Here is a 23,375-nt window from a genome sequence, read left to right on the forward strand (position 1 = left end):
AGGCGGACGGATTATAGCCGTTCAGCGAGGGGGGAGCCAGCGTTCTGGATTTCACCGGAGCGATTCGCTAAGATACGACGCATCAGTCGAAGTTTTCCGCAAGTCCACCGGCGGCGATTCACGGTGACCTGGTTCGGAGGAGGGGTGACGGTCCGCTTCAGACCTGTCCTGCTCGGGTTCCTCGCCGCTCTGCTCGCCGCAGCCGCCGTCGTTGCCCTGTTCTTCTACAACCCCGACTCCTTGAAGGACCTGCTGCTCCCGCAGGTCGAAGCCCAGATCGGCCGGAAGATCGAGGTCGGCGAGGCCCGGTTCGCCATCTTCCCTCGAATCCACCTGGACCTGTCGGACGTCGTCGTTCGGGACGTCGACCCTTCCCGTCCATTCTTCAAAGCCAAGCGCCTGGATCTGGTCCTGCGCTCCACGCCGCTGATGCGCCTGCGAGTGGTCGTCAAGCGCTTGCTCATCGACCAGCCGGAAATCACCCTGCGCCGGGACGAGACCGGCCGCTGGAATTTCATGGCGCCCCCGACTTCGGGCCCGGGAGGAGCCCAGCCGGCCACTTCGCCGTTCGGACTCGCCATGGCGGTCCAGGAAACCTCCATCACCAACGGGGCCCTCACCCTCCACGACGAGTTCCGCCCCGACGGGATACGGTCGCTCCACCTGCGCACGATCGACGTCCACATGACCACCGGGTCACGCGAGGCGCTGGCCCAGGTTCGCTTCTCCGGGACGCTGCCGTCGGAGCACGGCACTTCTTCCCTGTCCCTCAGCGGCAAACTCCGCCAAGCCAAGACGCCGATGAGGATCGAGCAGGCAGATGGGCCGCCGGCCTCTCCGTCCGTCCAGTTCGAGGGGGCCGTCGAGGCGCTGAACCTGGACATCCGCCAGATGGCGGACCTCTTCGGCCCCAGACCGGTGCCGGCCCAACTGCACGGTGCCGCCAACCTCCGCGGTTCTCTCACGGTGACGCCGGGCGTAGCCGGATACGACCTCGTGCTGTCGGAGATGAGAGCCGAACTGGCCCATTTGGCCATCGCCGGACAGGGGGGCATCTCCGGACTCATGACGCAGCACCCGACCTTCTCGGCGACCGTCGCCTCCTCGCCGGTGGACCTCGACCGGCTGTTCGAGTGGTTCCCGGCTCAATGGCTCGGTCCGAAGCTGCCGGAGATCCTCGAGCGGCAGCGGATCGGAGGGATCGTCCAGATCGTCCAGGCCACGGTGACCGGCACCTCCGTGCCGGATCCGCAGATCTCGATGAGCGGGGAATTCCGCGTGCAGGAAGGTCGGGCCAGGATCGGCAAGGACGCCGCACCGGTGCAACATCTCAACGCCACCGTGCTGGTCGAGCCGGGGCGGGTTCGGATCGCCGACATCACCGGAGAATACGACCGCATCGCCGTCCGGCGCGGCAGCGCGACCGTCACGCTTGCGGATGCGGCTCCCTGGCTCGAATTGGCCATCGGGGGCGACATGGCCGCGGCCGACCTGATCCCGACCCTGACCGGGTCGGTCGGCTCAAGCGGACTCGGGAAGACCCTGGCCGGGCTGCGGGACATTCAGGGCAGGACCGAGATCGCGTTCCAACTGGCCGGCCCCTTGAGCGAGGAGGGCGAACTGGCGTTCACCGGCGGCGAGTTCGCACCCCAGCACGTGTCGTTCCGAAGCGCCGACCTGCCGGAGCCGGTGACCGGACTCACCGGCCGCATCCGCTATTCCCCCAAACGCGTGGAGTTCGACGACGTGAAGGCCCGCATCGGAAAGGGGCAGGTGGAGGTCCGCGGGGCCATCGCGCTGCAGGGCGCGGCGACGTTCCAGAGCTTCACGGTGCAGGCGAAGGCGGAACCGGCTCTGATCGTCCGCCTGTTCCCCGCCGCTTCCAAGGCCCTGTCGTCCCTGCACGGGACCATCGTCGGCAGCGCCATCCTGTCCGGCCCCACGGCGGCCCCGTCGTTCAAGGGCGCCATAGACCTCAAAGAAGCAAGCTGGAATCTTCCCGGTACGGTGCAAAAACCGGCCGGCACACCGGCCTCGATCGAGTTCGAAGCGGCCCTGTCCCGCAAGCGGGAGCTGGCGGTCAACCGGCTGGACTTCCTGTTCCCTCCCGTCCGGTTGACCAGCAACGGCAAGATCCGGCTCGGGAGCAAGTTCGCGATCAATGCGGCCTTTCTCTCCGGCCCGATCGCCGTGGACGCGCTGCCGGCGGGCTTGTCCCTTGGAGGACTGGAAGCGGGAATCCTGGAAGTGGCCCTGGACGTCAAGGGCAGGGGCACGAACTGGAAAAACTGGCAATACCACGGATGGGTGGCGGTGACGAACGGCCGGATCGCCGCCAAGGGACTCGACGCGCCCCTGTCCAACCTCTACCTGCGCCTCAAGCTGCTCCGCAACGGGGCGGACGTCAAGATGCTGTCGTTCACGATGAAGGACAGCGACGTGCGCCTGTCCGGCACGATTCGCGATTGGAACAAGGTGCCGACTTATGCGCTTCAACTGAACTCGTCCCAGTTCGATCTCGATCTCCTGATTCCGAAAGGAGAGCGGTCGCCGGTCCGGGACGCTCTGGAGGAGCTTGCGGCCACCAGCCGGCTGGCTGCGGACATCTCGATTGAGCGCGGCCTGTACCGGACGCTGGCCCTCACGAACCTGTCCTGGCGGCTCGCGATTCAGGAGGGCACCCTCGACGTCGACCGGATCAGCGGCCAGTCCGAGGGCAGCCAAATCAGCGGCCGCCTGCTCGTGCACCTGCCGAAGCGGCGGCCCGCCGAGGCATCGGTCTGGCTCAAGACGACGGACCTGCCCTATGCGAAGGTTCTGGAACTCCTCGGCGACCAGGACCGTCAGGTCAGTGGAACCTTGACGCTGGCCGCCCAGGTCACCGGCTCCGGCAAGGACCCCAAGGGTCCCGCCCACAGCCTGAACGGAAAAATCGACCTGTCCCTCCGGCAGGGTCGCATCCTGCGCGGAACCGTGATCCCGAAGATCATCAAGATCCTCAACCTGCCCGCGCTCCTTCAGGGGAAGGTGGATCTGACAAATGACGGCCTTTCGTTCGAGGCCGTCACCGGCACCCTGACCATCCAGAACGGGCAGTTCGCGACCCAGAACCTTGTGATGGACAGCCCGGTCGTCAAGATGAGCGCGGCTGGAAACTACGACCTGCCGACCGACCGCCTGGACGGCGTCGTCGTCGTCAGTCCCCTCGGCTCCTATTCCAACCTCGTCGAGAGCATCCCGCTCTTCGGGAAGCTGTTCGCCGGCGAGCGCAGGGGAATCCTCACCGCCCTGTTCGAAGTGAAGGGCCCGCTCAAGGACCCGGAGGTCAAGTACCTCCCTCTGCAATCCTTGACGACCGGGCTGACCGGCGTGGCCCACCTGGCCTTCGACGTGCTCAAGAACACGTTGCTCCTGCCCAAGAATCTGCTCGCGCCGGACGAAGAAGGGGCGGCCGCGCCCCAGGCCGGGCCCAAGGACGGGGACCAGGCGAGCCCGCCGACCAACCAGTGATCCGGCCGCCTTGACCCCCGCGGCATCGCGTGATAGCATCGGTTCGCCTACGGGTTTCTCTTCATTCTTTCCCGAAACCAGCCGTTGAATCCAGGGGCTCCGTCATGACCGTGGAACGAGCGACGCTCATGATCGCGGCCAGCGAGGCCGATTCCAACCTCTACTACGCGACCAAGTTCGTGGCCCCCGACCCTTTCATTTTCCTGGAGATCAAAGGGGAGCGGCTCCTGGTCATGAGCGATCTGGAGCTGGACCGGGCGCGCAGCCAGGCCTCCGTGGACCGGGTCCTCTCTTACACCGAGATCGAGCGGAAGCTGCGCGCGCAAGGTGTGGCCGAGCCCACTTCCGCGGACGTCGCCCACGCCGTGTTGCAGGAGCACGGGATCGCCTGCTTGATGGTCCCGGGCAGCTTCCCGTACCTGCACGCCACGAGACTGCAGGCCCTGGGCTATCGTCTCGAAACCAAGAAGGAGCCTTTCTTCGAGCGGCGCGTCATCAAGACCGAGGAGGAAGTCCGACACATCGAAGCGGCCCAGCGGGCCACGGAGGAGGCGGTCGCCGCCGCCCACGCCGCGCTCCGGTCCGCCACGGTGCGGGACGGCTCGCTCTGGCTCGACGGGGAGCCGCTGACCTCCGAGCGCGTCAAGAAGTTGATCAACGTAAAGCTCATGGAGCGGGACTGCGTGGCCCAGCACACGATCGTCGCGGGCGGGGAGCAGGCTTGCGATCCCCACCATGAGGGGAGCGGGCCGCTGCCGGCTCACCGCAGCATCATCTTCGACGTGTTTCCCCGGTCCAGCGTCAGCCGCTACTTCGCCGACATGTCCCGGACCGTGATCCGCGGGAAGCCGTCCCCCGAGCTCGCGCGACTGTATCGGACCGTCAAGGACGCCCAGGAAGAGGCCATCGCCCAGATCCGGGACGGTGCCGACGGAGCCAGAATCCATCAGCGGATTTGCGAGCGCTTCGACGAGGCCGGTTACAAAACCGGCCTCGTGAACGGCCGCATGCAAGGCTATTTTCACGGGACCGGGCACGGGGTCGGTCTGGACATCCACGAGCCGCCTCGGATCAGTCGGACCGGCTCCGCGCTGCAGGAGGGGCACGTCGTCACCGTGGAGCCAGGACTCTACTACCCGGGCCTGGGGGCGGTCCGCATCGAGGACATGGTGTTGGTGACCGGGGACGGCTGCCGGAACCTCACGAACTTTCCGAAGACGTTCGAACTAGATGACTCTGGCTAGAGGCATGGGGCAAAAGGCAACGGGGGGAGAACCCTCTCGCCTCGAGCCCCTCGCCACGTGCCTAGCGATAGCCCATGCGCCTGACCTTCACGATCGCGCGGTTCAATCCGGAAACGGACAGCCGTCCGCACGAGGAGGAGTATCGCCTCGAAGTCAGCCGGGGCATGACCGTTCTGGAAGCCCTCATCCGCATCAAGAACGAGCAGGACGGCTCTCTGGCCCTGCGCTATTCCTGCCGGTCGGCGATCTGCGGCTCTTGCGCCATGGAGATCAACGGATCGGAGAAGCTGGCCTGCAAGACTTCCGTCCGGCGCGAATTGGAACGCCACGAGCGGCTGCGGATCGCCCCGCTCAAGAACCTGCCGGTCATCAAGGACCTGATCGTGGACATGACCTCCTTCTGGGGCAAGATCCGCGAGGTGACGCCGTGGCTCATGCCGGCGTCGCAGCCCGGAACGGAGCCGCCGGCCGGCCAGATGGCGCTTCCGCCGGCCAGCTATCAATTCCACAACGTGGACGCTTGCATCATGTGCGGAGCCTGCGTGGCGTCCTGCACGTCCCACGAAGTCTCCCGGCGATTCCTGGGTCCGGCCGCCCTGGCCAAGGCGGAGCGGTTCCTGGCCGATCCCCGCGAGTCGCCGGCTTCCAAGCGACAGCGGCTGGCGGAGATGGAGGAGGAGCACGGGATCTGGGACTGTACCCGCTGCAACTTCTGCGTGCAGGTGTGTCCCAAGGACGTCAAGCCGATGGAGGCGATCGTTCGGCTGCGCCGTGCCGCCATCGAAGCGGGATTCGATTCGACCGGCGGGGCCCGTCACATCACGGGCTTTCTGGACATCGTGCGGCGGGAAGGCCGCCTGAACGAGGCCCGGATGCCGCTCAAGGTGGTCGGCTTCAGCTTCAGGCGCCTGCTCCACGTTGTGCCGCTGGGGCTCAGGATGTGGCTCAAGGGAAAGGTGCCCAATCCTCTGTCTCCTCCGATCGCCGGCATCGCCCAGGTGCGCACGATCTTCCGCGGCCTGCGCCGCTCCGCGAACCCGGCCAACCCGGCGGCATGAAAGCCGTGCGCCCGTGACCAGTCGGTTTCGGTTCCTCGATGACGTCGCGCTGGCCGACTCGGCCTTCGAGGCCAGCGGGGATTCGCCTTCCGAGCTCTTTCAGGCGGCCGCACGCGCGGTGATCGAGACCATGGTGAACCCGCTCACGGTCACTCCCGCCTGGCGCCGCGCGATCGAGCGTCAGGCACCGGACCCGGCCTCTCTGCTGTTCGACTGGCTCTCCGACCTCGTCTATCTCAAGGATGCGGAAGGGATCGCGTTTCACGATGTGGACGTCGCCGTCGTCCAGGGTCCCGGAGGCGACTGGCGGCTCCGGGGGACGGTGACCGGCGAGCCGATCGACCAGGGTCGCCACGAGCTGCGCGCCGACGTGAAGGCGGTCACCAAGCACCTGTACGAGGTCCGGCAGGAAGGCACCCGGTGGACCGCGCGGGTGGTCTTGGACATCTGACGTTCTGGAGAAACCTGGGAAATGAAATTGAACACGGCCATGGCGGTCAACCGGGTCACGGACGAGATCTGGGAGATCCCGCCGTCCGAAAAGCCCGGCATGCTCGTACCGGCCAGGATCTATGCGACCGAGGCGATCCTGTCCAGCATGGACAGCGGGGTGTTCGACCAGGTGACGAACGTCGCCTGCCTCCCGGGCATCCGCCGCTACGCCCTCTGCATGCCGGACGGCCACTGGGGCTACGGATTCCCCATCGGCGGCGTGGCCGCCATGGACGTGCGCGACGGGGTCATCTCGCCGGGCGGGATCGGCTTCGACGTGAACTGCGGGATGAGGCTGATCCGGACCGACCTGACCCTCTCCGACGTTCAACCCCGCCTGGACCAGCTCATGACCGAGCTCTTCCGCAAGGTGCCGGCCGGGGTCGGCTCACGGGGGTTCGTGCGGCTGAACCGCCAGGAGTTCGAGAACGTCATGACCGACGGAGCCCGCTGGTGCATCGCCCGCGGCTACGGCTGGCACGAGGACCTGGCCCGCATCGAAGAGCAAGGCTGCATCCCCGGCGCCGACCCGTCCAAGGTGAGCGACCATGCGGTCGAGCGAGGCATCAGCCAACTGGGCACCCTGGGATCGGGCAACCACTATCTGGAAGTGCAGGTCGCCTCCAGCGATCGGATCTTCGACCCGGCCACCGCCTCCGCCCTGGGAATCACCGGACACGACCAGATCGTCGTCATGGTCCATTGCGGCTCCCGCGGCTTCGGGCACCAGGTGGCAACCGACTACTTGAAGACCTTCGAGAAGGCCATGCGCCGCTACGGCATCACGGTCAAGGACCAGCAGCTCGCCTGCGCGCCCTTCCACTCGCCGGAGGGTCAGGACTATTTCGCCGCGATGAACTGCGCCGCCAACAGCGCCTTCGCCAACCGCCAGATCATCACGCACCAGATTCGGGAGGCCTTTCGCACCGTCTTCGGCAAGTCCGCCGAGGAGATGGGCCTGCAGATCGTGTACGACGTGGCCCACAACATCGCCAAGGTCGAGCGGTACGAGGAGGGCGAACTGGTGGTCCACCGAAAGGGGGCCACTCGGGCGTTCGGCCCGGGCCGGCCCGAGCTGCCGGACCTGTACCGGCAGATCGGCCAGCCGGTGATCTGCGGCGGTTCCATGGAAACCGGCTCCTACCTCCTGGTCGGCACCGACCGGGCCATGCAGGAGACCTTCGGCTCCACCATGCACGGCTCCGGGCGGACCATGTCGCGCGCTCAGGCCAAGCGGTCGGTCCGCGGCGAACAGCTCAAGCAGCAGATGCAGAAGCGGGGCATCATCGTGAAGGCCGTCTCCATGTCCGGTCTGGCCGAGGAGGCGGGCTTCGCCTACAAGAACATCTCGGATGTGGTGGAAACCGTCCACCAGGCCGGCATCACCAGGAAGGTGGCCGAGCTGCGGCCAATCGGAAACATCAAAGGGTAGGCCGGGCGCTGGCGCTAGGTCGCGCGCTCACTGCTCGGAGCGGAGATGCTGCGGCTGTTCTTCCAAAGCCTGGAGCAGAACCTGGGACCGGCCTTCGCACAGGCTTCCTGGACGCTCTACGGCGCAGGCTTCGTGCTCCTGATCGTGACGATTCTGGCCCCAGCCTGGCGGGTATGGATGGAGTCGGCCACGGTCCGCGTCGGACTCGAGCAGCGTTGGGTGATGACCTGTCCCCGCTGCAGCAACTTGGTCATCGTCGCCGGTCCCACTTGCAGCCGCTGCCAGGCGGACCTCGGGATTCCCTGGGCCGTCCGCCTCTGGGCCTCCGCCACTCGCACCGATCGGAGCCCATGGGCCAGGCGGCTCCGCTGGACCTGGCACTTGCTCGGCGTCCTCCTGCTGATCGTGCTCGCGCTCTGGTTCGTCGCCGCCACGGATGCCCTGACCCCGCAGGGAGCCCTCCACCGGCTCCTGCTCGGCCTGGCCCTGATCGCCCTGGCAGTCTTCGGTTGGCTGAGCGGTCGGGCTCTCGGCCTGTCCTCGCGGGGGATCGTGAATCGCCTACGCGACGGAGTCCTGGCCGTGGCATCGGTCGGGCTCCTCGCCGGCACCCTGTTTCTGGCCGATGCAGCCAGGGCATCCAACGACCGATCCCTGGCCTACTTCACTGCGACCGACGGCGCCGTCCGTTTCGCCGACCGCATCATCCCCCTGTCGGCGGGGGAAATCGGCATCGAATACCTCCAGCTCGATCACGAGAGCCTGGGTTACCATCGCATCGTGCCATTGTCCTTCGTCGGCGCCGACCGGGTCCCGTTCCCCAGAAGCGTCGTCGGCCGGTGGTGCATCAACCACCTCCGCGACCAGGCGGAGGCGCTCGCCGGTTACGGGCTCTCGGTCCGGCTGCGCACCGACCGGACGCGGATAGCTCCTGGCCAGGCCTACGAAGTCGTCCAGCGGGGCGGGCAGGTCATGATCAAGAGGGCGGAGGAGGCCCACCCTTCGGCGGTGCACAGCTAACCCAAGGAGAATCCCATGATGGCGTCCGTCTTGAACTGGCTCTATTTCCTGCTGATCGGACTCCTGGCCGGCTGGATTGCCGGCAAGCTGATGAAGGGGAAAGGCTTCGGATTGGTCGGGAACCTCGTTGTCGGCGCACTCGGCGCGCTGGTGGGAGGCTTTCTCTTCGACGTGCTCGGGTTCACCGCCTATGGCTTCGCTGCGTCGTTGGTCATGGCCGTCGTGGGCGCCATCGTGCTCCTGGTCCTGGTCGGATTCATTAAACGGGCGTGAGGAACGGTGTTCGCGTCATCCGCTGCCTCTGTTCTCGTACCGGAGCCTCATGGTAAACATGCCCCGGCGGCGAAGTCACGGGCCTGAGTCGCATGAGTCACTGGATCGTCATCCTCGCCATTTCGGTCGGCCTCCTGGTCGTCTACGCGCTGGTGTTCTACCTCTCCAGCCTGCTCGCGCGCGGCTCCCTGTTTCGGATCAAGCTTTCGTATTTCTTCGAGTCCGTCTTGCCCCAACCTAAAGCCGGACCGGCCAGGTCGAAGAGCGACGCGGCCCCCGCTCCTCCCGCCCCGAGCAACCGGCGCAAGGCCGAGTCGGCCAGGCCCGCTCCTCGCCCCGAAGCTGCGGCTCCGTCCCCCAGCGAGCCTCAGGCCCCTGCGCCCCCGCCGCCGAAGAAACAGGGCATCGTCATGCGAAGAATGCCCAAGCCGAGCGCGGCGCCGTTCACGCTTCGCGACGCCCGGGAGGCAGCCGCCTCCCAGCAGCGGGTCTGGGTGAAGTTCACGAACGATTTCAACCGGGATGACGAGGACAAACTCGAAATCTACCGAGCCACGCGCGGCGGAAGCCTGTTCGTCTGGTTCTGCTACGAACGGAAGCGAGGCACGCTCCGGCGGAATCGCATCACGGCCTGGCAGCTTCTCGAGGAGCGGTTCGATCGGTCCGCGCACCTGGCGGAATGGGCCCGCTGGCAAGGGCTGAAGGGGTTGCCGCATCGGATGGCGGCATTGCTGCGGCGGCAGCCCTAGCCCACCTTTGCGGAGATGCGCGGGCGGGGAGTAAGGGGGGGGAGGTGACCCCATGGCGATGGGTGAGTCGCGCAGAGGCAGGTTTCGGCTGGCGCCGGAGGGAGAACCGCCCATGCGGCAGGTTCTGGAAGGGGCGTTGAAAGAATTCCGACAGGCCCTCGTGGATCGCGGCGTCTACAGAAAAGACCACCAGAACCTGGAACGGGCGTTCAACGGAGCCAGGGACTTCGTGGACTTCCTGCTGGAAGGACCCTGGGCCCTGGAGCGAGGACGGCGTCGCCCGAAGATCCGATGCCCCCCATGACTTCTCCCCAGCCTCCCGCTATACTGCGAGCCAGCGACCGGACGTGACGGAGGAACCGTGCCGTTGAAGTACGCGCTCTATCCGGGCTGTGCCGCCAAGGGGGCGACTCCGGAGCTCTACCAGTCCACCATGGCCATCGTCGGCCGGCTAGGGATAGACGTGGTCGAGCTGACCGCCTCGTCCTGCTGCGGGGCCGGCGTGATCGGAGAGGGGGAGCCGGAAGTCGCCCTGGCCTTGAGCGCCAGGACCTTCGCCCAGGCGGAGCAGCTCGGCCTGGACATCATGACGATCTGCGGCACTTGCCAGGGCGTCATGGGTTCGGCGAACAAACGACTCAAGGGCGACAGGGCATTGCTGGACCGGATCAACCAAGTGCTGGAGCGGGACGGGCTCCGTTACAGCGGGAAGGTCCAGGTCAAGCACCTGCTCTGGATCGTCGTACGGGAAGTCGGGCTCGCCAAGCTGGCCGCGGAGGTCAGGACCCCGATGGACCAGTTCCGGATCGCCCCCTTCTACGGGTGCTACATCCTGCGGCCCTCCTGGGATGTCGGGTTCGACGATCCGGAAAACCCCACGTCGCTGGAGAAGGTCATTCGGACCGTGAAGGGCGAGCCGGTGGCCTACGCAGGCCGGACCAAATGTTGCGGGTTCCCGATCATCCTCGAAAAGGAAGCCATTGCGGTGGCGATGGCCGGGCAGAACATGAAGGAGGCCAAGGACGGAGGAGCGGACTTCATGGTCACCCCCTGTCCGCTCTGCCACATGAGCCTGGACATCTATCAGGACCGGGCGGGACGGGCGGTCAACGCCAGGCTCAGCCTGCCGATCCTGCACCTGCCGCAACTGCTCGGGCTGGCCATGGGAATCCCGGCCAAGGATCTGGGGGTCTCCCGACACCTTGTCCCGGCAGACTCCATCATCCACACGATCGAGCGGCACCAGGCCGACCAGAAGCCATCCTCGAGGAGCCTGATACGATGAAAATCGTGAAACTCTCAGATTATCATCAGTTTAGCTCTGAAAAGATGAAGAAGAACAATATCTTTCAGACGCCCAGATTTTTCTGCGACGTCTACTGCTTCGAGCCGGGCCAGGAACAGAAGGGGCACGTCCACGGGGATCAGGACAAGATCTACATCGTCCTAGAAGGGCAGGGGACTTTCCGGGTCGGGCAAGAAGAACAAGTCTTGGAACCGGGGCAGGGCACCCTCGCCCCGGCCGGGGAGGAGCATGGGGTCCGCAACCACACCAAGGACCGGCTCCGGGTGCTGGTCTTCGTCGCGCCGAATCCCTCCTGAGAAGTCTACAGGAGAGCGCGACAGGCAACGGGTGGGAGAACGGTGTCGGCCCAGCCGACCGCCTCCTGCCCGTTGCCTTCTGCGCTCGAGACCGCTCCGTTACTGCGCGGGCGGAGTGATTTCCGTCTGCGGCACCTCCGGCTTCCACGGAGTCTGCGGCATCAACGGAGCCGGCTTTGCCCCGGGGGACGCCACCAGCACCGCGATCGCTCCCCGCAGCGCCCCGGTCAGGGAATGGGTCACGAGGGGATAGGCGCCGGCCGACTCCACCACCACGTCAAAGGTCGCGGCGCCGCCCGGCCCCACCACGTAGGTCTGCACCCCCTTCAGACTGTTGGCGGGATTGCCGCTCTCATACACGTTGTCCCAGATCTCTCCGATCGGGTGGAACGCGGAAAACTCGTTGGGGCCCGCGTTCACGAAGTAGATCCGGACCCGCTCGCCCGGCTTGGCTTCCAGCGCCTTCCCACCGGTCACGAACGGATGGTACTTGAAGACCCCGCCGTTGAAGATGATGTGGTCGAACTTCCGGTCGAACATGGCCTGGACGTCATCCGGGTTCTTGAACAGCTCGGACTGCACGAGCACGTACTCCCGGTCGGCCTTGGGCCAGGCCTTGGCATTCTTGGGATCCACGATGATGGCCCCGAACATGCCGCGGGCCACGTGCTGAATCATCGGGGGCGCGCCGCAATGGTAGAAGAACACGCCTGGCTTCTTGGCGACGAACGTGTAGCCGATCGTCTCCCCCGGGTTGACGGCTTTGTAGTTGTTGAGAAAGTCGATTTCGGCCGCGTGGAAGTCCATCGCATGCGGGTAGGTGTTGGTCTTGGGATTCTCCAGCGTGAACTTGACCGTGTCGCCTTCGGTCACCCGCACCACGGGTCCCGGAAACTGCCCGTTGAACGTCCAGGCCTTGTATTGCTGGCCTCCGCCCTCCACGACCACTTCGGCCTCGACTGCGGTCATTCGGACCTCATGAGTCTTGGCCGAAACGGGGGAGGCGCTCCAGGCCATTCCCCCCAAGATTGCGGCACAGCCCAGCGTCACGGCGGCGAACCGCTTCACCGGCAATCCGTTACCAAACGACATACGTGACCTCCTTCGTCATGCGACAGTCGGAAAATTGTGGACGGGAACCGAATTGAAGGGAAGGATAGGCCGGCGCAGGAAGGAGCGCTATGATCTAAATCATGTTTTGAGTTTTTCGCGCGCGGACCGGCATCAACACCCCTTGACAGGAGGCGGAGGCCATTTGTCTGAGCTTCGGCAGATCCCAGATGACCAGGCGTCTGGCCGTGCCGGAGACCAGGCGCGCCCGTTTGAATCGGCTCATGATCCGGATCGCCGTCTCTACGGTGATCCCCGTCATGTCCGCAAGATCCTGGCGCGTCAACCGGACCGTGAGCCGCAGCCCGTTACCGTCGCGGATGCTGGCACGCGACGCCAGGTTGGACAGGAGCGCGGCGACCCGCTGCTCGGCCCGGTCCAGAGCGAGCACCTTGGCGTTTTCCTGCGCCTCGTTGAGCCGGGCGCCCAAGTATCTGATGATGTCCAACGCGGCGTCGGGATTCCGCCGCAACAGATCGAAGTAGGATTTCTTGCTCAAACGCAGGACGCTCACGTCCTCCATCGGCAGGGCGCAGCCGGGATGGGGCGCCCCGTCGAAGACCGCCGCCTCGCAACAGAAGAGATCGCCGGGCATCAGGACCTTGAGCGTGACCTCCCGGCCGTCCGGCGATGTCTTCACGCACTTGACCGAGCCTTCCTTGAGGATGTGGAAGGAGTCGGCCGGATCGCCCTCCTGGAAGATGTACTGGCCCTTTGCATACCGGGTTTCGACGACCTCGCGCGCGACCCGACGGCGGTCCGGCTCAGACAGGAAACGAAACAGAGGGATGGTGTGAAGGAGATTCGCCTTCTTCACAAGAGCCGCTTGGCGGTCTCGACGATCATCCTCGCGCTGAGGCCATACCGGTCGAGCAGCTCGTCCGGCTTGCCGCTGTGGGGGATCTCCCGGACCGCCATCTTGTGCACCCGGACACCCTCGCTGCCGACCGCGCCCAGAACCGCGTCGCCCAGCCCGCCGTGCTCATAATGGTCCTCGACGGTCAGGATTCGGCCGCCCGTGGCGCGCGCGCTGTCGAGCAGCGTGGCCCGGTCGATCGGCACGATGCTGTAGAGGTCGATGACGCGCACCGGGATGCCGGCGGCTTTCAACTGGTCGTGCGCCTTCAGGGCCTCGAACAGCGTCACGCCGGCGGCCACGATGGTCAGCCGGTCCGAAGGACTCTGCCGTACGACCTTCGAGCCGCCGATCGTGAAGGTCTCGTCGCTTCCGTACAGGATCGGGGACTTGGGGCGCCCGGTCCTGATATAGACCGGCCCCCGGTGGGCCGCGGCCGCTTCAACCAGCTTGTGAGTGCAGACCCCGTCGGATGGATAGAGGACCACCATGCCCGGCTGCGCCGCCATCATGGCGATGTCCTCGAGCCCCATCTGGGACGGCCCGTCCTCGCCGATGCTCACGCCTACGTGGGACCCCATCAGCTTGATGTTGGCCCGGCTGATCGAGGCCATGCGGATGAAGTCGTAGGCGCGGGTCAGGAAACAGGCGAAGGTGGCCACGAAGGGAATCTTGCCGCAGGCGGCGAGCCCCACGGCGGCTCCCACCATGTTCTGCTCGGCGATGAAGCTCTCGAAGAACCGGTCGGGGAACTGCTTGCCGAACTTGTCGGTGAAGGTGGAGTTCTTGACGTCCGCGTCCAGGCCCACCACGAGCGGGTTGGCCTCGCCCAACGCGGCCAGCGCCGTCCCGAAAGCCTCCCTGGTGGCCACCGAGTCGGCCGGTTTGTACGCGGGCGGCGCCATCGGCTTCGCCGGCTTGGCTCCGGCCGCCGGCGCGTCCGGCTTCCTGACCTCGGGAGCGGTTCCGTCGGGCTTGAGCTGGCCCGTGAGTTCCCGGATCGCCTTCTCGGTCTCCTCGCCCTTCTTGAGCGGCTTTCCGTGCCAGTCCGGACGGTCCTCTACGAACGAGATGCCTTTGCCTTTCAAGGTCCTCGCCAGCAGGACGGTCGGCTTGCCCGTCGTCCGCGCGGCTTCGTCAAAAGCCGCCAGCAACGCCGCAATGTCGTGACCGTCCACCACGATCGCATGCCAGCCGAAGCCGGACCAGCGGGCACGATAGGCCTCCATGTCGTGCTGGAGCATCGTCGGATCGCTCTGCCCCAGGCGGTTCACGTCCACGATCGCGCAGAGATTGTCGAGTCCGTAATGGCGGGCGATCTCCGCCGCCTCCCAGACCGAGCCCTCCACGGACTCTCCATCGCCCATCAGCACGTAGGTCCGGTAGCCCGCCCGGTCGATCCGCTTGGCGTTCATCGCCATGCCGACCCCGGCGGCCAGCCCCTGTCCGAGCGAGCCGGTCGCCACGTCTACGAACGTCAGGCGGGGAGTCGGATGTCCCTCGAGATCGGACTTCAGCGTGCGCAGACCGAGCAGGTCCCGCTTGTCGAAGAGCCCGGCTTCCGCCCAGGCCGCGTAGAGCAGCGGCGCCGCGTGGCCCTTGGACAGGATGAAGCGATCGCTGTTGGGATGCCGGGGATTTCGGGGATCATAGCGCATCACGGAGAAGAAGAGCGTCGCGACGATGTCGGCGGCGGAGCAACAGCTCGTTGGGTGCCCGCTACCGGCTTCGCTGGTCGCGCGAACGCTTTCGATCCGCAGGTTCGTCGCCTTGTTGTGCAGCGCGGCCACCAATGAGGGAGAGATCCCGGTCGGAGCCATCCTGTCTCCTTTCTTGCTTTACTCCTATCGTCCCGTATCGGCAGGGAATATCCCGACTTGATAAGCGGCAGCCTAGCAAACGGAACCAGGACGAGTCAATGCGCCCCAATCCTGGCCGTTCGGTTCGAATGACCCTCGTTGCGAACCGTCTTCCGCCTGTGTTATTTGTAGTGCGTTGGCAACAGGCATGAAGGCTTCAGGTATGCCACCCCGCGCCGCCGGCCCGTTGGTGTCGCTCTCTCTGGTGATCCTCACCACGTTGCAGGTGCTCGGCCCGTCCTGTCTGGAGATTTGCTGCTTCGATGGAGCCGTCGCCGCCGCCTGCACCCAAGATCAACTTACGGCTGCGGCCGACGGCGCACCGGCCGATGGAACCGACCGTCTTGCCGACCAGCTGGACGAGGCGACCCTCAACTGGGCCTCGCTGACGATCAGCCCTCCAACCTCGCTGGTTTCCTTGGACGACCCCCTCGTGCACCGACTTCAACTGGGCCACTCTCCGTTCCATCCTCCATCTGTCCTCTAGCGGTTCGCCGTCATTCCTGAACACCGTGAGCGGCGGAGACGCCTCCGCCGTTCGGCGACTCGTTGCTGGAGGATTCCCATGGCACGCCGATTCCACATCGCGATCGGACTCCTGCTCTTTTCCTTTTGGTCCACGGCCCTGCCGGTGCCCACGGCCGCGCAGCCCCCCGCCCCGTCACACTCGCTCGACGAGATCCTGAACCTGGCCTTGACCCGTCATCCGTCCGTCGCCGGCGCGGAAGGCCTGGTGGACCAGAGCCGCGGACGGCGAATTGAGGCCGGCGCCTATCCCAACCCCACCATCACGGGCCAGAGCGGGGGCGGAATCATCAGAGATCCGAGCACCGGAACCGAGCTGAACGAATACCTGTTCTCCTTGAGCCAGCCGTTGGAATGGTTCGGCAAACGAACGGCGCGCCAGCGAGCGGCCGAGGCAGGCCTCATCGGCGCCGCCGCAGGGCTGGAGGAAACGCGGCTCAACCTGACGGCCGAGGTCAAGATCGCCTTCTACGACCTGCTGTTGGCCCAACGGGCCACGGAGCTGGCCAAGCAAAACCTCGCGATCGTGCAGGAGGTCGCCCGGATGGTGAAGGCCCGGGTCCAGTCGGGAGAAGGGGCCCAGTTCGAATTCATCAAGGCCGAGGTCGAGCTGATGAAAGCCGATCAGGAGCTGACGCGGGCGCAGAACGCCATCAGGGTCAAACGGGTGCGCGTGGACACGCTCACCGCCGGGGCGCTCGGACCGGTCTTCACGATCCACGGCGACTTTGCGTCCTTCGACGAAGGCGCCCGGCTCGAGATCGGGGCGTTGACGCGGACGGCTCTGGACCGCCATCCCACGATCAGGCGGCTGGCGAAGCTGGTCGAGCGGGCAGGCTTCGCCGTCACGAAGGAGCGACAGAGTCGGATTCCCGACGTGACCGTGTACGGCGGCGTGGCCCGCGAGGTCGGGCGCGAGGCCTATATCGGCGGCCTCTCGGTCCCGACGCCGATCTGGTACCAACGCCAGGGGGAGATCGCGGCGGCGTTGGGCGCCAAGCGCAGGGAGGAGGCGGATCTCCTGCGCGCGAGGTATGAGCTGGTCCGGGCGATCAACGAGCATTTCCAGGACGCCAAGACCGCCGTCGAGCTGATCGAGCTGTTCGAAAAGGGGCTGTTGAAGCAAGCGCAGGAAGCACTCCGTATCGCACAGTTCAGCTTCCGGCAGGGAGTCTCGAGCCTGCTGGAGGTGCTGGATGCCCAGCGGGTCTACCGGCAGACGCAGTTGGAGTACGCCCTGGCGCGCTTCGACCTGTCGGCCGCACGCGCCAAGCTCGAACGGGCGGTCGGCGGACCCTTGGAAGCGGGGAGCACCGGCGAATGAAGCGCGTGCGCTCGATCGAATCGCGGATCCCGGCCTTCCTGCCCGTGCTGCGCTGGGCCTGCACCGGAATCACGCTCCTGGCATGTCCCGGCTGCGACACCGCTCCCGGCGACGCCACCGGCGCCAGACCCGTCCAGCCTTCCACCCAGCCAGGCATCGTGAGGCTCGCGCCTGAAGCCCTCGCGCAGATCGGGATCGAAACGAAGCCGGTCGCGAAAGGGGAGTTCCGCTCTTACCGGGATTTCCCGGGTACCGTCCAGCCGAACGAGAACGCGCTGGCCGAAATCACGGCGCTGGTGCGCGGACGCATCCTCGACGTCCACGCAGACCTCGGACAGGAGGTCAAGGCCGGTGCGCTGCTGGCGTTGCTGTACAGCAGCGAGCTCGGGATCGCCCAATCGTCTTACCTGAAGGCCAACGCGAAGCTGCACCTGGCCGAGCAGGCCTTCGGACGAGCCCAGCTGTTGCTCAAGGAGAAGGTCATCGGCCGCAGCGAGTTCCAGCGCCGGCAAGGAGACCTGGTCAGCGCCAGGGCCGAAGCTCGTGAAGCAAGGGATCGACTCCAGTTGCTCGGCATGAAAGACAAAGAGATTCGGGAGCTGGAGCGGAAGGAACGCATTCGCTCCCACGTTCCCATCCACGCCCCGTTCGACGGTCGCATCATTGCTCGCAACGTGACCAGGGGCGAGGTGATCAACACCTCTGACCGACTCTTCGTGGTCGCGGACCTTTCAACCGTGTGGGTCCTTGCCAACGTACCGGAGAAAGACATCCCGCCCATCCTTCGATCCGTGGAGCAAAACCGGTCGGTGGAGGTGCACGTCTCCGCCTACCAAAACCAGGTCTTTCCGGGGCGAATCACCTACGTCGGAGACCTGCTCGATCCTGCGACCCGTACGATGAAGGTCCGCGTCGAAGTGCCAAACTCCGACGGGCGTCTTAAAGGCGAAATGTTCGCTTCAGTGCGCATCCCGCTGGATCCGCTGCCGGATTCCCTGACGGTGCCCGTGGCGGCCGTGCAGCAGGACCAGGGAGAGACGATCGTCTTTGTCCAAGTCGCCGACCGCCAGTTCGCCAGACGGACGGTGAGACTCGGCGGCGAAAGCGGAGGGCATATCCTGGTCCTGGGCGGGCTTTCTGAGGGAGAGTTGGTCGTGACCCAAGGCGCGTTCGTCCTGAGGACCGAGCTCGCAAAGACCGTGCAGGGCGGTCCCTTGGAATGATCAATCCCCTCCTGGCTTTCTCACTCCGTCAGCCTGTTCTCATCCTGGCCCTGGTCTGTCTGGCAGGACTGGCAGGGCTCTACGCCTTCCAGGTCCTGCCGATCGACGCTTTTCCGGACGTCACCAACGTCCAGGTGCAGATCCTCACCGAAGCCCATGGCCTCTCCCCGGTGGAGGTGGAGCGTTTCATCACGATCCCGATCGAGTTGCAGATGATGGGACTGCCGGATCTCACTCAGATTCGCTCCTTGTCCAAATTCGGGCTGTCCCAAATCACGGTCGTCTTCCAGGACCACGTCAACGTCTACTTTGCCAGGCAGCTCGTGCTCGAGCGGCTGATCGAGGCGAAGGACCGTCTGCCCGACCGGGCCGAACCGGTATTGGCCCCGGTGACCACCGGGCTCGGGGAGGTCTATCAATACTATCTGGCGAGGCCGGGCGACCTGGGCGACATCCCGGCGATCCGGGAAGAGGAACTCACGGAGCAGCGGACCATCCAGGATTGGATCGTCCGGCCGCTGCTGAAGAGCGTGCCCGGCGTGATCGACGTCAACTCGCTGGGCGGGTACGTCAAACAATACCAGGTTCTGGTGGATGCCGCCAAGCTGCGCAAGTACGACCTCTCGCTGCACGAGGTGTTCAACGCCATCGCCAACAACAACGCGAACGCCGGCGGCAACGTGATCGAGCGACAGGCGGAGAAACTGATCGTGCGCGGCGTCGGGCTGATCAAGACGGCCGCGGACGTGGAGCACATTGTCGTAAAAGCGGCCGGCGGTACGCCGGTGTTCGTGCGGGACATCGCCGACGTCCGGATCGCCCACGCGGTCCGCCATGGAGCGGCCGTGCTGAACGGGAACCTGGAGGTGGTGGCGGGTATCGTGCTGATGCTGCGCGAGGGCAACGCACGGGAGGTCGTCGAGCAAGTCAAACGGAAGGTGGAAGAGCTCCACCGCAACCGCGTGCTGCCGGGCAATCTCCAGATCGTGCCCTTTTACGACCGGAGCGAGTTGGTGACGTCGGCCCTCCGCACGGTGCACAAGGCTCTGGTGGAGGGCGTCGTCTTCGTCGTGCTCGTCCTGTTCCTGTTTCTCGGCAATCTCCGGAGCGCCCTCATCGTGACCGCGACCCTGATCGTCGCGCCGCTCAGCACCTTCATCGTCATGCGACAGGTCGGCCTCTCGGCCAATCTGATGTCGCTCGGCGGGCTGGCGATCGCGATCGGCATGATGGTGGACGGTTCGGTGGTCGTCGTGGAAAATGTGTCCCGGCGGCTCTCCGAAGGAGGGGGCAGCGCGGACGCCAGGTGGCGGGTCGTGCTGGAGGCCGCCAGGGAAGTGGGGCAGCCGGTCGTCTTCGGCATTCTGATCATCATCCTCGTATTCCTGCCGTTGCTCGCACTCCAGGGGATGGAGGGAAAGCTCTTCGCGCCCATGGCCTACACGATCGTCATCGCCCTCGTCGTCTCCCTGCTCCTGTCCCTGACCCTGTCCCCCGTGCTCTGTTCACTCTCCCTGAAGCCCGAAGGGGAGCGGGACACCGTTCCGGTCCGGTGGGCCAAGCGGGTCTACGAGCCCGCCCTCCGCTGGACGTTGGGGCACCGGCGCCACGTGCTGGCCGCGGCGCTCATCCTGCTCGTGACCAGTCTCCTTATGGTGCCTTGGCTGGGCACCGAATTCATTCCCATCCTCGACGAAGGGGCCATCACGCCGCAAACCGTCCGGCTGCCGAGCATTTCTCTGTCTGAATCCATCGAGCTGGAAAAGCAGGTCCATCGGGCCATCCGCGAGTTCCCCGAGGTGCGGTCCGTGGTCGGGAAGATCGGACGGTCCGAGATCGCGAACGATCCACAGGAGCCCAACGAGAGCGATCCGGTCGTCCTGTTGCACCCGCGCGAGACCTGGACGACCGCGTCGGGCAAAAAGGAACTGGTCGACAAGATCCGGCACAGACTGGCCAAGATTCCCGGCGTCTCGATCCTGATGAGCCAGCCGATCCAGCAGCGGGTGGACGAGTTGATCTCCGGGGTCCGAACCGAGGTTTCGATCAAGCTGTTCGGGGACGACTTGGACATCTTAAGGGCGAAGGCCGAGCAGATCGCCTCGGTCATGCGGAGCATCCGGGGCGTCGAGGACCTCAAGGTGGAGCAAATTTCGGGACAACCCTACCTCACCGTGGACATCGATCGGGGCCGGATCGCCAGGCACGGGATCAACGTCGCGGACGTGCAGGAGATCATCGAGACGGCCATCGCCGGAAAGGCCGCCACGCAGGTCTACGAGCAGGAACGGCGCTTTGCCCTGGTCGTCCGCTTCCCGGAAGACCAGCGAAGCAGCGTGGAGGCGATCAGCAACATTCTCGTGAAGACCGCCTCCGGAGCTCTGATCCCGCTCAGCGATCTGGCCTCCATCCAGATTCGCGAGGGGCCCGTGCACATCAGTCGGGAGCAAGTCCGCCGTCGCGTTTACATCGGCTTCAACGTGGAAGGCCGGGACATCGCGAGCGTGGTCGCCGAGGGTCAGAAGAAGCTCGCGTCCCAGATGACCCTGCCCCCCGGCTACACGGTCGCTTGGAGCGGGGCGTTCGAGAACATGCAACGGGCCATGGCCCGCCTGCGAATCATCGTGCCCGTCACGATCGGCCTGATCTTTCTCCTGCTTTTTTCCTCTTTCAACTCAGCCCGCTACGCCGCGCTGATCATCCTGAATTTGCCGTTTTCCCTGATCGGCGGCATCGTGGCCCTCTGGACGACCGGCCACTACCTCAGCGTCCCGGCCGCCGTCGGGTTCATCGCCCTTTTCGGCGTCGCCGTGCTGAACGGGATCGTCCTGGTCTCCTGCATCAACAAACTGCGGGAGGACGGGGTGGCCGACGAGGAAGCCGTCGTGACCGGCTGTACGCTGCGTCTGCGGCCGGTCCTGATGACGGCGCTGGTGACGCTGCTCGGTCTCCTGCCCATGGCCTTCGCCCAGGGGATCGGGGCCGAGGTCCAGCGTCCGCTGGCGATCGTCGTGATCGGAGGGCTCGTCAGCTCGACGCTCCTGACCCTGGTCGTGCTGCCGGCTCTCTACCGCTGGTTCCAGGAACCGTCCAGGGCGTGAGGGGACCGGAGGCAACGGAGACGCGATGGCAGATGAGTCAGCGGACCGCCGGTCGGTCAAACTATGGGGAGCTGACCGTAGGGACCAGGCGTCCCCAACGAATCCGCTGCCACACCCTTTCATGGGCCCAATAAAGAAATATTTTGGTAACAGCTTCGGTAGATCCCACGAAGGCCGCAACCTTGATGCTCCCCGAAAAGATGAAGGTCAACAGCATCGTATCGAGGGTCCCAACCACACGCCAACTGATCCCCTTGAGAACACTCCGAATGTGGGTTTCCATTCCCGCTCCTTGTCGCCCGGTCGCAATTTCATTCATGGCATTCGATCATTCCCGACCATGCTCAACGTTTCCGACGTTCCTGACGAAGTTACTGAGCGTGTAGTTGTCCAGGATGTCGGCGATCGCGTTCCTCACCCCGAGCATCACCTGCTGTATGGGGCAACTGGCCTTGTCCGCATAGGGGCAATCGCTGCACTTCTGATAGGCGGTCTTGCTGACGCAGCGGATGGGCGCCAGGGGGCCGTCCAGGAGCCGGATCACCTGGCCCAATGTGATCTCGTCGGGAGATTTGATGAGGCTGTAGCCCCCGCTCACGCCGCGCTTGCTGGCCAACAGCCCGGCGTTCTTGAGCGTCAGCAGGATCTGCTCGAGAAACTCGATGGGAATGTTCTGCCGCTCGGCGATCTCGTAGCGTTGCAGCAGCCTCCGGCCATGCTGGGCCGTCAGCTCCAGAAGGGCCCTGAGCGCGTACTCGCTTTTCTTTGAGAACTTCACGGCAGCGGCGAATCTAAACTGACTTTCTAAATTTTTCCGACAATAGAGCAACCGCCTGTGATTCGTCAAGCCTAAATGACGAACCCACCGCGGCAGCTCAGGAACGATTTGCTTGTCAGACCGCTTCCAAGGACAGCAATATTTCAGATCATTTCAGTCCTCTACCTGCTTGACACCATGCCGCGTTCCTTGTTAGCTTTGCGAGGTCTGTCACCCGTTGGGAACCGGTTCGCCAGAGCGTCAATCTTCTGCATCAACCAAGCCCTGGACCAGTCGCGCCGTAACGGTTAAGGAAGACCTGTGACCCTCCAGGAGCTGATCCTCTCCCTTCACCGCTTTTGGGCCGACCGCGGCTGCGTAATCCATCAACCTTACGATCTGGAAATGGGAGCCGGGACCTTTCACCCGGCCACCTTCCTGAGGGCCCTGGGACCGGAGCCCTGGCGCGCCGCCTATCCTCAGCCCTGCCGCCGCCCGACCGACGGCCGCTACGGGGAAAATCCCAATCGCCTGCAGCATTACTACCAGTACCAGGTCGTGCTGAAACCGTCGCCCGACGACGTCCAGGCTCTGTACCTGGAGAGTCTGGCGAGCCTGGGAATCAACCCGCGGCAGCACGACATCCGGTTCGTTCAGGACGACTGGGAATCCCCCACGTTGGGCGCCTGGGGCCTCGGGTGGGAAGTCCGCCTGGACGGGATGGAGATCACCCAGTTCACCTATTTCCAGGAGATCGGGGGAATCGAGCTGAACCCGATCACGGTCGAGCTCACGTACGGCACCGAGCGGATCGCCATGTACCTTCAGCAGGTGGACAGCGTGTTCGATCTGGCCTGGAACGACGGGGTCACCTACGGTGAAATTCACCACGAGACGGAAGTCCAATTCTCGAAATATAATTTCGAGTCGGCGGACGTGCCCTTGCTCGCCGAGGCCTTCAAGGCCTACGAGGCGGAATGCACCAGGCTGATCGGGCAGGATCTGGTCCTGCCGGCCTATGACTGCTGCATCAAGACCTCCCACGTCTTCAACCTGCTGGATGCGCGCGGAGCCATCAGCGTCGCCGAGCGAACGGGCTACATCGCCCGCGTCCGGGCCCTGGCCCGGCGGTGCGCGGAACGGTACGTCGCGCAGCGCGAAGCGCTGGGCTATCCGCTGCTGAGGCATGCCGCTCGTGCCAAGGGCGGCAAGGCTGAGGTTTCGCCCCGGTAGCAGTCAG

The 23,375-nt window shown here is 65.3% G+C and carries 21 protein-coding genes; 16 read left to right on the top strand and 5 right to left on the bottom strand.

The features are described from left to right. Positions 1-123 precede the first annotated feature (123 nt). The 11 genes from AB1411_08265 to AB1411_08315 all read left to right on the top strand — a co-directional run bounded on the left by AB1411_08265 (position 124) and on the right by AB1411_08315 (position 11,380). Positions 124-3,510: an AsmA-like C-terminal domain-containing protein gene (locus AB1411_08265; GenBank protein ID MEW6543592.1), complete on the top strand. Its 3,387-nt coding sequence runs from the start codon at positions 124-126 to the stop codon at positions 3,508-3,510. A 104-nt stretch (positions 3,511-3,614) separates the two neighbouring features. Continuing rightward, positions 3,615-4,754: a Xaa-Pro peptidase family protein gene (locus AB1411_08270; GenBank protein MEW6543593.1), complete on the top strand. Its 1,140-nt coding sequence runs from the start codon at positions 3,615-3,617 to the stop codon at positions 4,752-4,754. A 74-nt stretch (positions 4,755-4,828) separates the two neighbouring features. Next, the gene (sdhB, locus tag AB1411_08275) at positions 4,829-5,812 is read left to right on the top strand and encodes a succinate dehydrogenase iron-sulfur subunit (protein ID MEW6543594.1); all 984 of its coding nucleotides are present in this window, start codon (positions 4,829-4,831) and stop codon (positions 5,810-5,812) included. 13 nt (positions 5,813-5,825) lie between these two features. Beyond that, positions 5,826-6,263 carry an archease gene (locus tag AB1411_08280; protein ID MEW6543595.1) on the top strand — a complete coding sequence of 146 codons (438 nt, stop codon included), beginning with the start codon at positions 5,826-5,828 and terminating at the stop codon, positions 6,261-6,263. A 21-nt stretch (positions 6,264-6,284) separates the two neighbouring features. Continuing rightward, positions 6,285-7,736, top strand: a complete 1,452-nt coding sequence (locus AB1411_08285) for an RtcB family protein (protein MEW6543596.1) — start codon at positions 6,285-6,287, stop codon at positions 7,734-7,736. Between the two features lie 45 nt (positions 7,737-7,781). Continuing rightward, entirely contained in the window at positions 7,782-8,756 is a 975-nt protein-coding gene (locus tag AB1411_08290; protein MEW6543597.1) for a hypothetical protein, read from the top strand. An 18-nt stretch (positions 8,757-8,774) separates the two neighbouring features. Further along, positions 8,775-9,029, top strand: a complete 255-nt coding sequence (locus tag AB1411_08295; protein MEW6543598.1) for a GlsB/YeaQ/YmgE family stress response membrane protein — start codon at positions 8,775-8,777, stop codon at positions 9,027-9,029. A 92-nt stretch (positions 9,030-9,121) separates the two neighbouring features. Then, a complete protein-coding gene (locus tag AB1411_08300) occupies positions 9,122-9,778 on the top strand; it encodes a hypothetical protein (protein MEW6543599.1) in 657 nt (218 codons plus the stop codon). Positions 9,779-9,890: 112 nt separating this feature from the next. Beyond that, positions 9,891-10,082: a hypothetical protein gene (locus AB1411_08305; protein MEW6543600.1), complete on the top strand. Its 192-nt coding sequence runs from the start codon at positions 9,891-9,893 to the stop codon at positions 10,080-10,082. Between the two features lie 57 nt (positions 10,083-10,139). Continuing rightward, positions 10,140-11,063 (top strand): CoB--CoM heterodisulfide reductase iron-sulfur subunit B family protein, encoded by a 924-nt coding sequence (locus tag AB1411_08310; protein MEW6543601.1) that lies wholly within the window; start codon positions 10,140-10,142, stop codon positions 11,061-11,063. Continuing rightward, positions 11,060-11,380: a cupin domain-containing protein gene (locus tag AB1411_08315; protein ID MEW6543602.1), complete on the top strand. Its 321-nt coding sequence runs from the start codon at positions 11,060-11,062 to the stop codon at positions 11,378-11,380. Before AB1411_08310 ends, AB1411_08315 begins: the two co-directional genes overlap by 4 nt. Positions 11,381-11,479: 99 nt before the next feature. Here AB1411_08315 and AB1411_08320 read toward each other — a convergent pair whose 3' ends face one another. The 3 genes from AB1411_08320 to AB1411_08330 form a co-directional block, all read right to left on the bottom strand. Beyond that, positions 11,480-12,472, bottom strand: coding sequence for a multicopper oxidase domain-containing protein (locus tag AB1411_08320; GenBank protein ID MEW6543603.1), 993 nt, complete (start codon positions 12,470-12,472; stop codon positions 11,480-11,482). A 94-nt stretch (positions 12,473-12,566) separates the two neighbouring features. Continuing rightward, positions 12,567-13,307, bottom strand: a complete 741-nt coding sequence (locus AB1411_08325; protein ID MEW6543604.1) for a Crp/Fnr family transcriptional regulator — start codon at positions 13,305-13,307, stop codon at positions 12,567-12,569. After that, complete coding sequence (locus AB1411_08330) at positions 13,304-15,166, bottom strand: transketolase (GenBank protein MEW6543605.1); 1,863 nt, start codon at positions 15,164-15,166, stop codon at positions 13,304-13,306. Before AB1411_08330 ends, AB1411_08325 begins: the two co-directional genes overlap by 4 nt. A gap of 202 nt (positions 15,167-15,368) precedes the next feature. Here AB1411_08330 and AB1411_08335 point away from each other — a divergent pair, with 202 nt between their 5' ends. The 4 genes from AB1411_08335 (at position 15,369) to AB1411_08350 (ending at position 21,378) form a co-directional block, all read left to right on the top strand. Then, entirely contained in the window at positions 15,369-15,692 is a 324-nt protein-coding gene (locus AB1411_08335; GenBank protein ID MEW6543606.1) for a hypothetical protein, read from the top strand. Between the two features lie 78 nt (positions 15,693-15,770). Further along, positions 15,771-17,054: a TolC family protein gene (locus AB1411_08340; protein ID MEW6543607.1), complete on the top strand. Its 1,284-nt coding sequence runs from the start codon at positions 15,771-15,773 to the stop codon at positions 17,052-17,054. Further along, positions 17,051-18,277, top strand: coding sequence for an efflux RND transporter periplasmic adaptor subunit (locus tag AB1411_08345; GenBank protein MEW6543608.1), 1,227 nt, complete (start codon positions 17,051-17,053; stop codon positions 18,275-18,277). The genes AB1411_08340 and AB1411_08345 overlap by 4 nt, the downstream gene beginning before the upstream one ends. Continuing rightward, the gene (locus tag AB1411_08350; protein ID MEW6543609.1) at positions 18,274-21,378 is read left to right on the top strand and encodes a CusA/CzcA family heavy metal efflux RND transporter; all 3,105 of its coding nucleotides are present in this window, start codon (positions 18,274-18,276) and stop codon (positions 21,376-21,378) included. Before AB1411_08345 ends, AB1411_08350 begins: the two co-directional genes overlap by 4 nt. A 61-nt stretch (positions 21,379-21,439) precedes the next feature. Here AB1411_08350 and AB1411_08355 read toward each other — a convergent pair whose 3' ends face one another. Together AB1411_08355 and AB1411_08360 are read right to left on the bottom strand one after the other, a co-directional pair. Continuing rightward, positions 21,440-21,697: a DUF2061 domain-containing protein gene (locus AB1411_08355; GenBank protein MEW6543610.1), complete on the bottom strand. Its 258-nt coding sequence runs from the start codon at positions 21,695-21,697 to the stop codon at positions 21,440-21,442. A gap of 9 nt (positions 21,698-21,706) precedes the next feature. Beyond that, positions 21,707-22,156: an Rrf2 family transcriptional regulator gene (locus AB1411_08360; GenBank protein ID MEW6543611.1), complete on the bottom strand. Its 450-nt coding sequence runs from the start codon at positions 22,154-22,156 to the stop codon at positions 21,707-21,709. Positions 22,157-22,456: 300 nt separating this feature from the next. Here AB1411_08360 and AB1411_08365 point away from each other — a divergent pair, with 300 nt between their 5' ends. Next, entirely contained in the window at positions 22,457-23,368 is a 912-nt protein-coding gene (locus AB1411_08365) for a glycine--tRNA ligase subunit alpha (protein MEW6543612.1), read from the top strand. Positions 23,369-23,375: the final 7 nt, after the last annotated feature.

Source organism: Nitrospirota bacterium, from assembly GCA_040757595.1.
In the GTDB taxonomy this organism is placed as follows: Bacteria; Nitrospirota; Nitrospiria; order Nitrospirales; family Nitrospiraceae; genus JBFLWP01.

Bases quoted from the DNA above. Each gene is read 5' to 3' on its own strand.
- AB1411_08270 (MEW6543593.1), top strand. From the start codon at position 3,615: ATGACCGTGGAACGAGCGACGCTCATGATCGCGGCCAGCGAGGCCGAT.
- sdhB (MEW6543594.1), top strand. From the start codon at position 4,829: ATGCGCCTGACCTTCACGATCGCGCGGTTCAATCCGGAAACGGACAGC.
- AB1411_08285 (MEW6543596.1), top strand. From the start codon at position 6,285: ATGAAATTGAACACGGCCATGGCGGTCAACCGGGTCACGGACGAGATC.
- AB1411_08290 (MEW6543597.1), top strand. From the start codon at position 7,782: ATGCTGCGGCTGTTCTTCCAAAGCCTGGAGCAGAACCTGGGACCGGCC.
- AB1411_08295 (MEW6543598.1), top strand. From the start codon at position 8,775: ATGGCGTCCGTCTTGAACTGGCTCTATTTCCTGCTGATCGGACTCCTG.
- AB1411_08300 (MEW6543599.1), top strand. From the start codon at position 9,122: ATGAGTCACTGGATCGTCATCCTCGCCATTTCGGTCGGCCTCCTGGTC.
- AB1411_08305 (MEW6543600.1), top strand. From the start codon at position 9,891: ATGCGGCAGGTTCTGGAAGGGGCGTTGAAAGAATTCCGACAGGCCCTC.
- AB1411_08315 (MEW6543602.1), top strand. From the start codon at position 11,060: ATGAAAATCGTGAAACTCTCAGATTATCATCAGTTTAGCTCTGAAAAG.
- AB1411_08320 (MEW6543603.1), bottom strand. From the start codon at position 12,472: ATGTCGTTTGGTAACGGATTGCCGGTGAAGCGGTTCGCCGCCGTGACG.
- AB1411_08330 (MEW6543605.1), bottom strand. From the start codon at position 15,166: ATGGCTCCGACCGGGATCTCTCCCTCATTGGTGGCCGCGCTGCACAAC.
- AB1411_08335 (MEW6543606.1), top strand. From the start codon at position 15,369: ATGCCACCCCGCGCCGCCGGCCCGTTGGTGTCGCTCTCTCTGGTGATC.
- AB1411_08340 (MEW6543607.1), top strand. From the start codon at position 15,771: ATGGCACGCCGATTCCACATCGCGATCGGACTCCTGCTCTTTTCCTTT.
- AB1411_08345 (MEW6543608.1), top strand. From the start codon at position 17,051: ATGAAGCGCGTGCGCTCGATCGAATCGCGGATCCCGGCCTTCCTGCCC.
- AB1411_08350 (MEW6543609.1), top strand. From the start codon at position 18,274: ATGATCAATCCCCTCCTGGCTTTCTCACTCCGTCAGCCTGTTCTCATC.
- AB1411_08355 (MEW6543610.1), bottom strand. From the start codon at position 21,697: ATGAATGAAATTGCGACCGGGCGACAAGGAGCGGGAATGGAAACCCAC.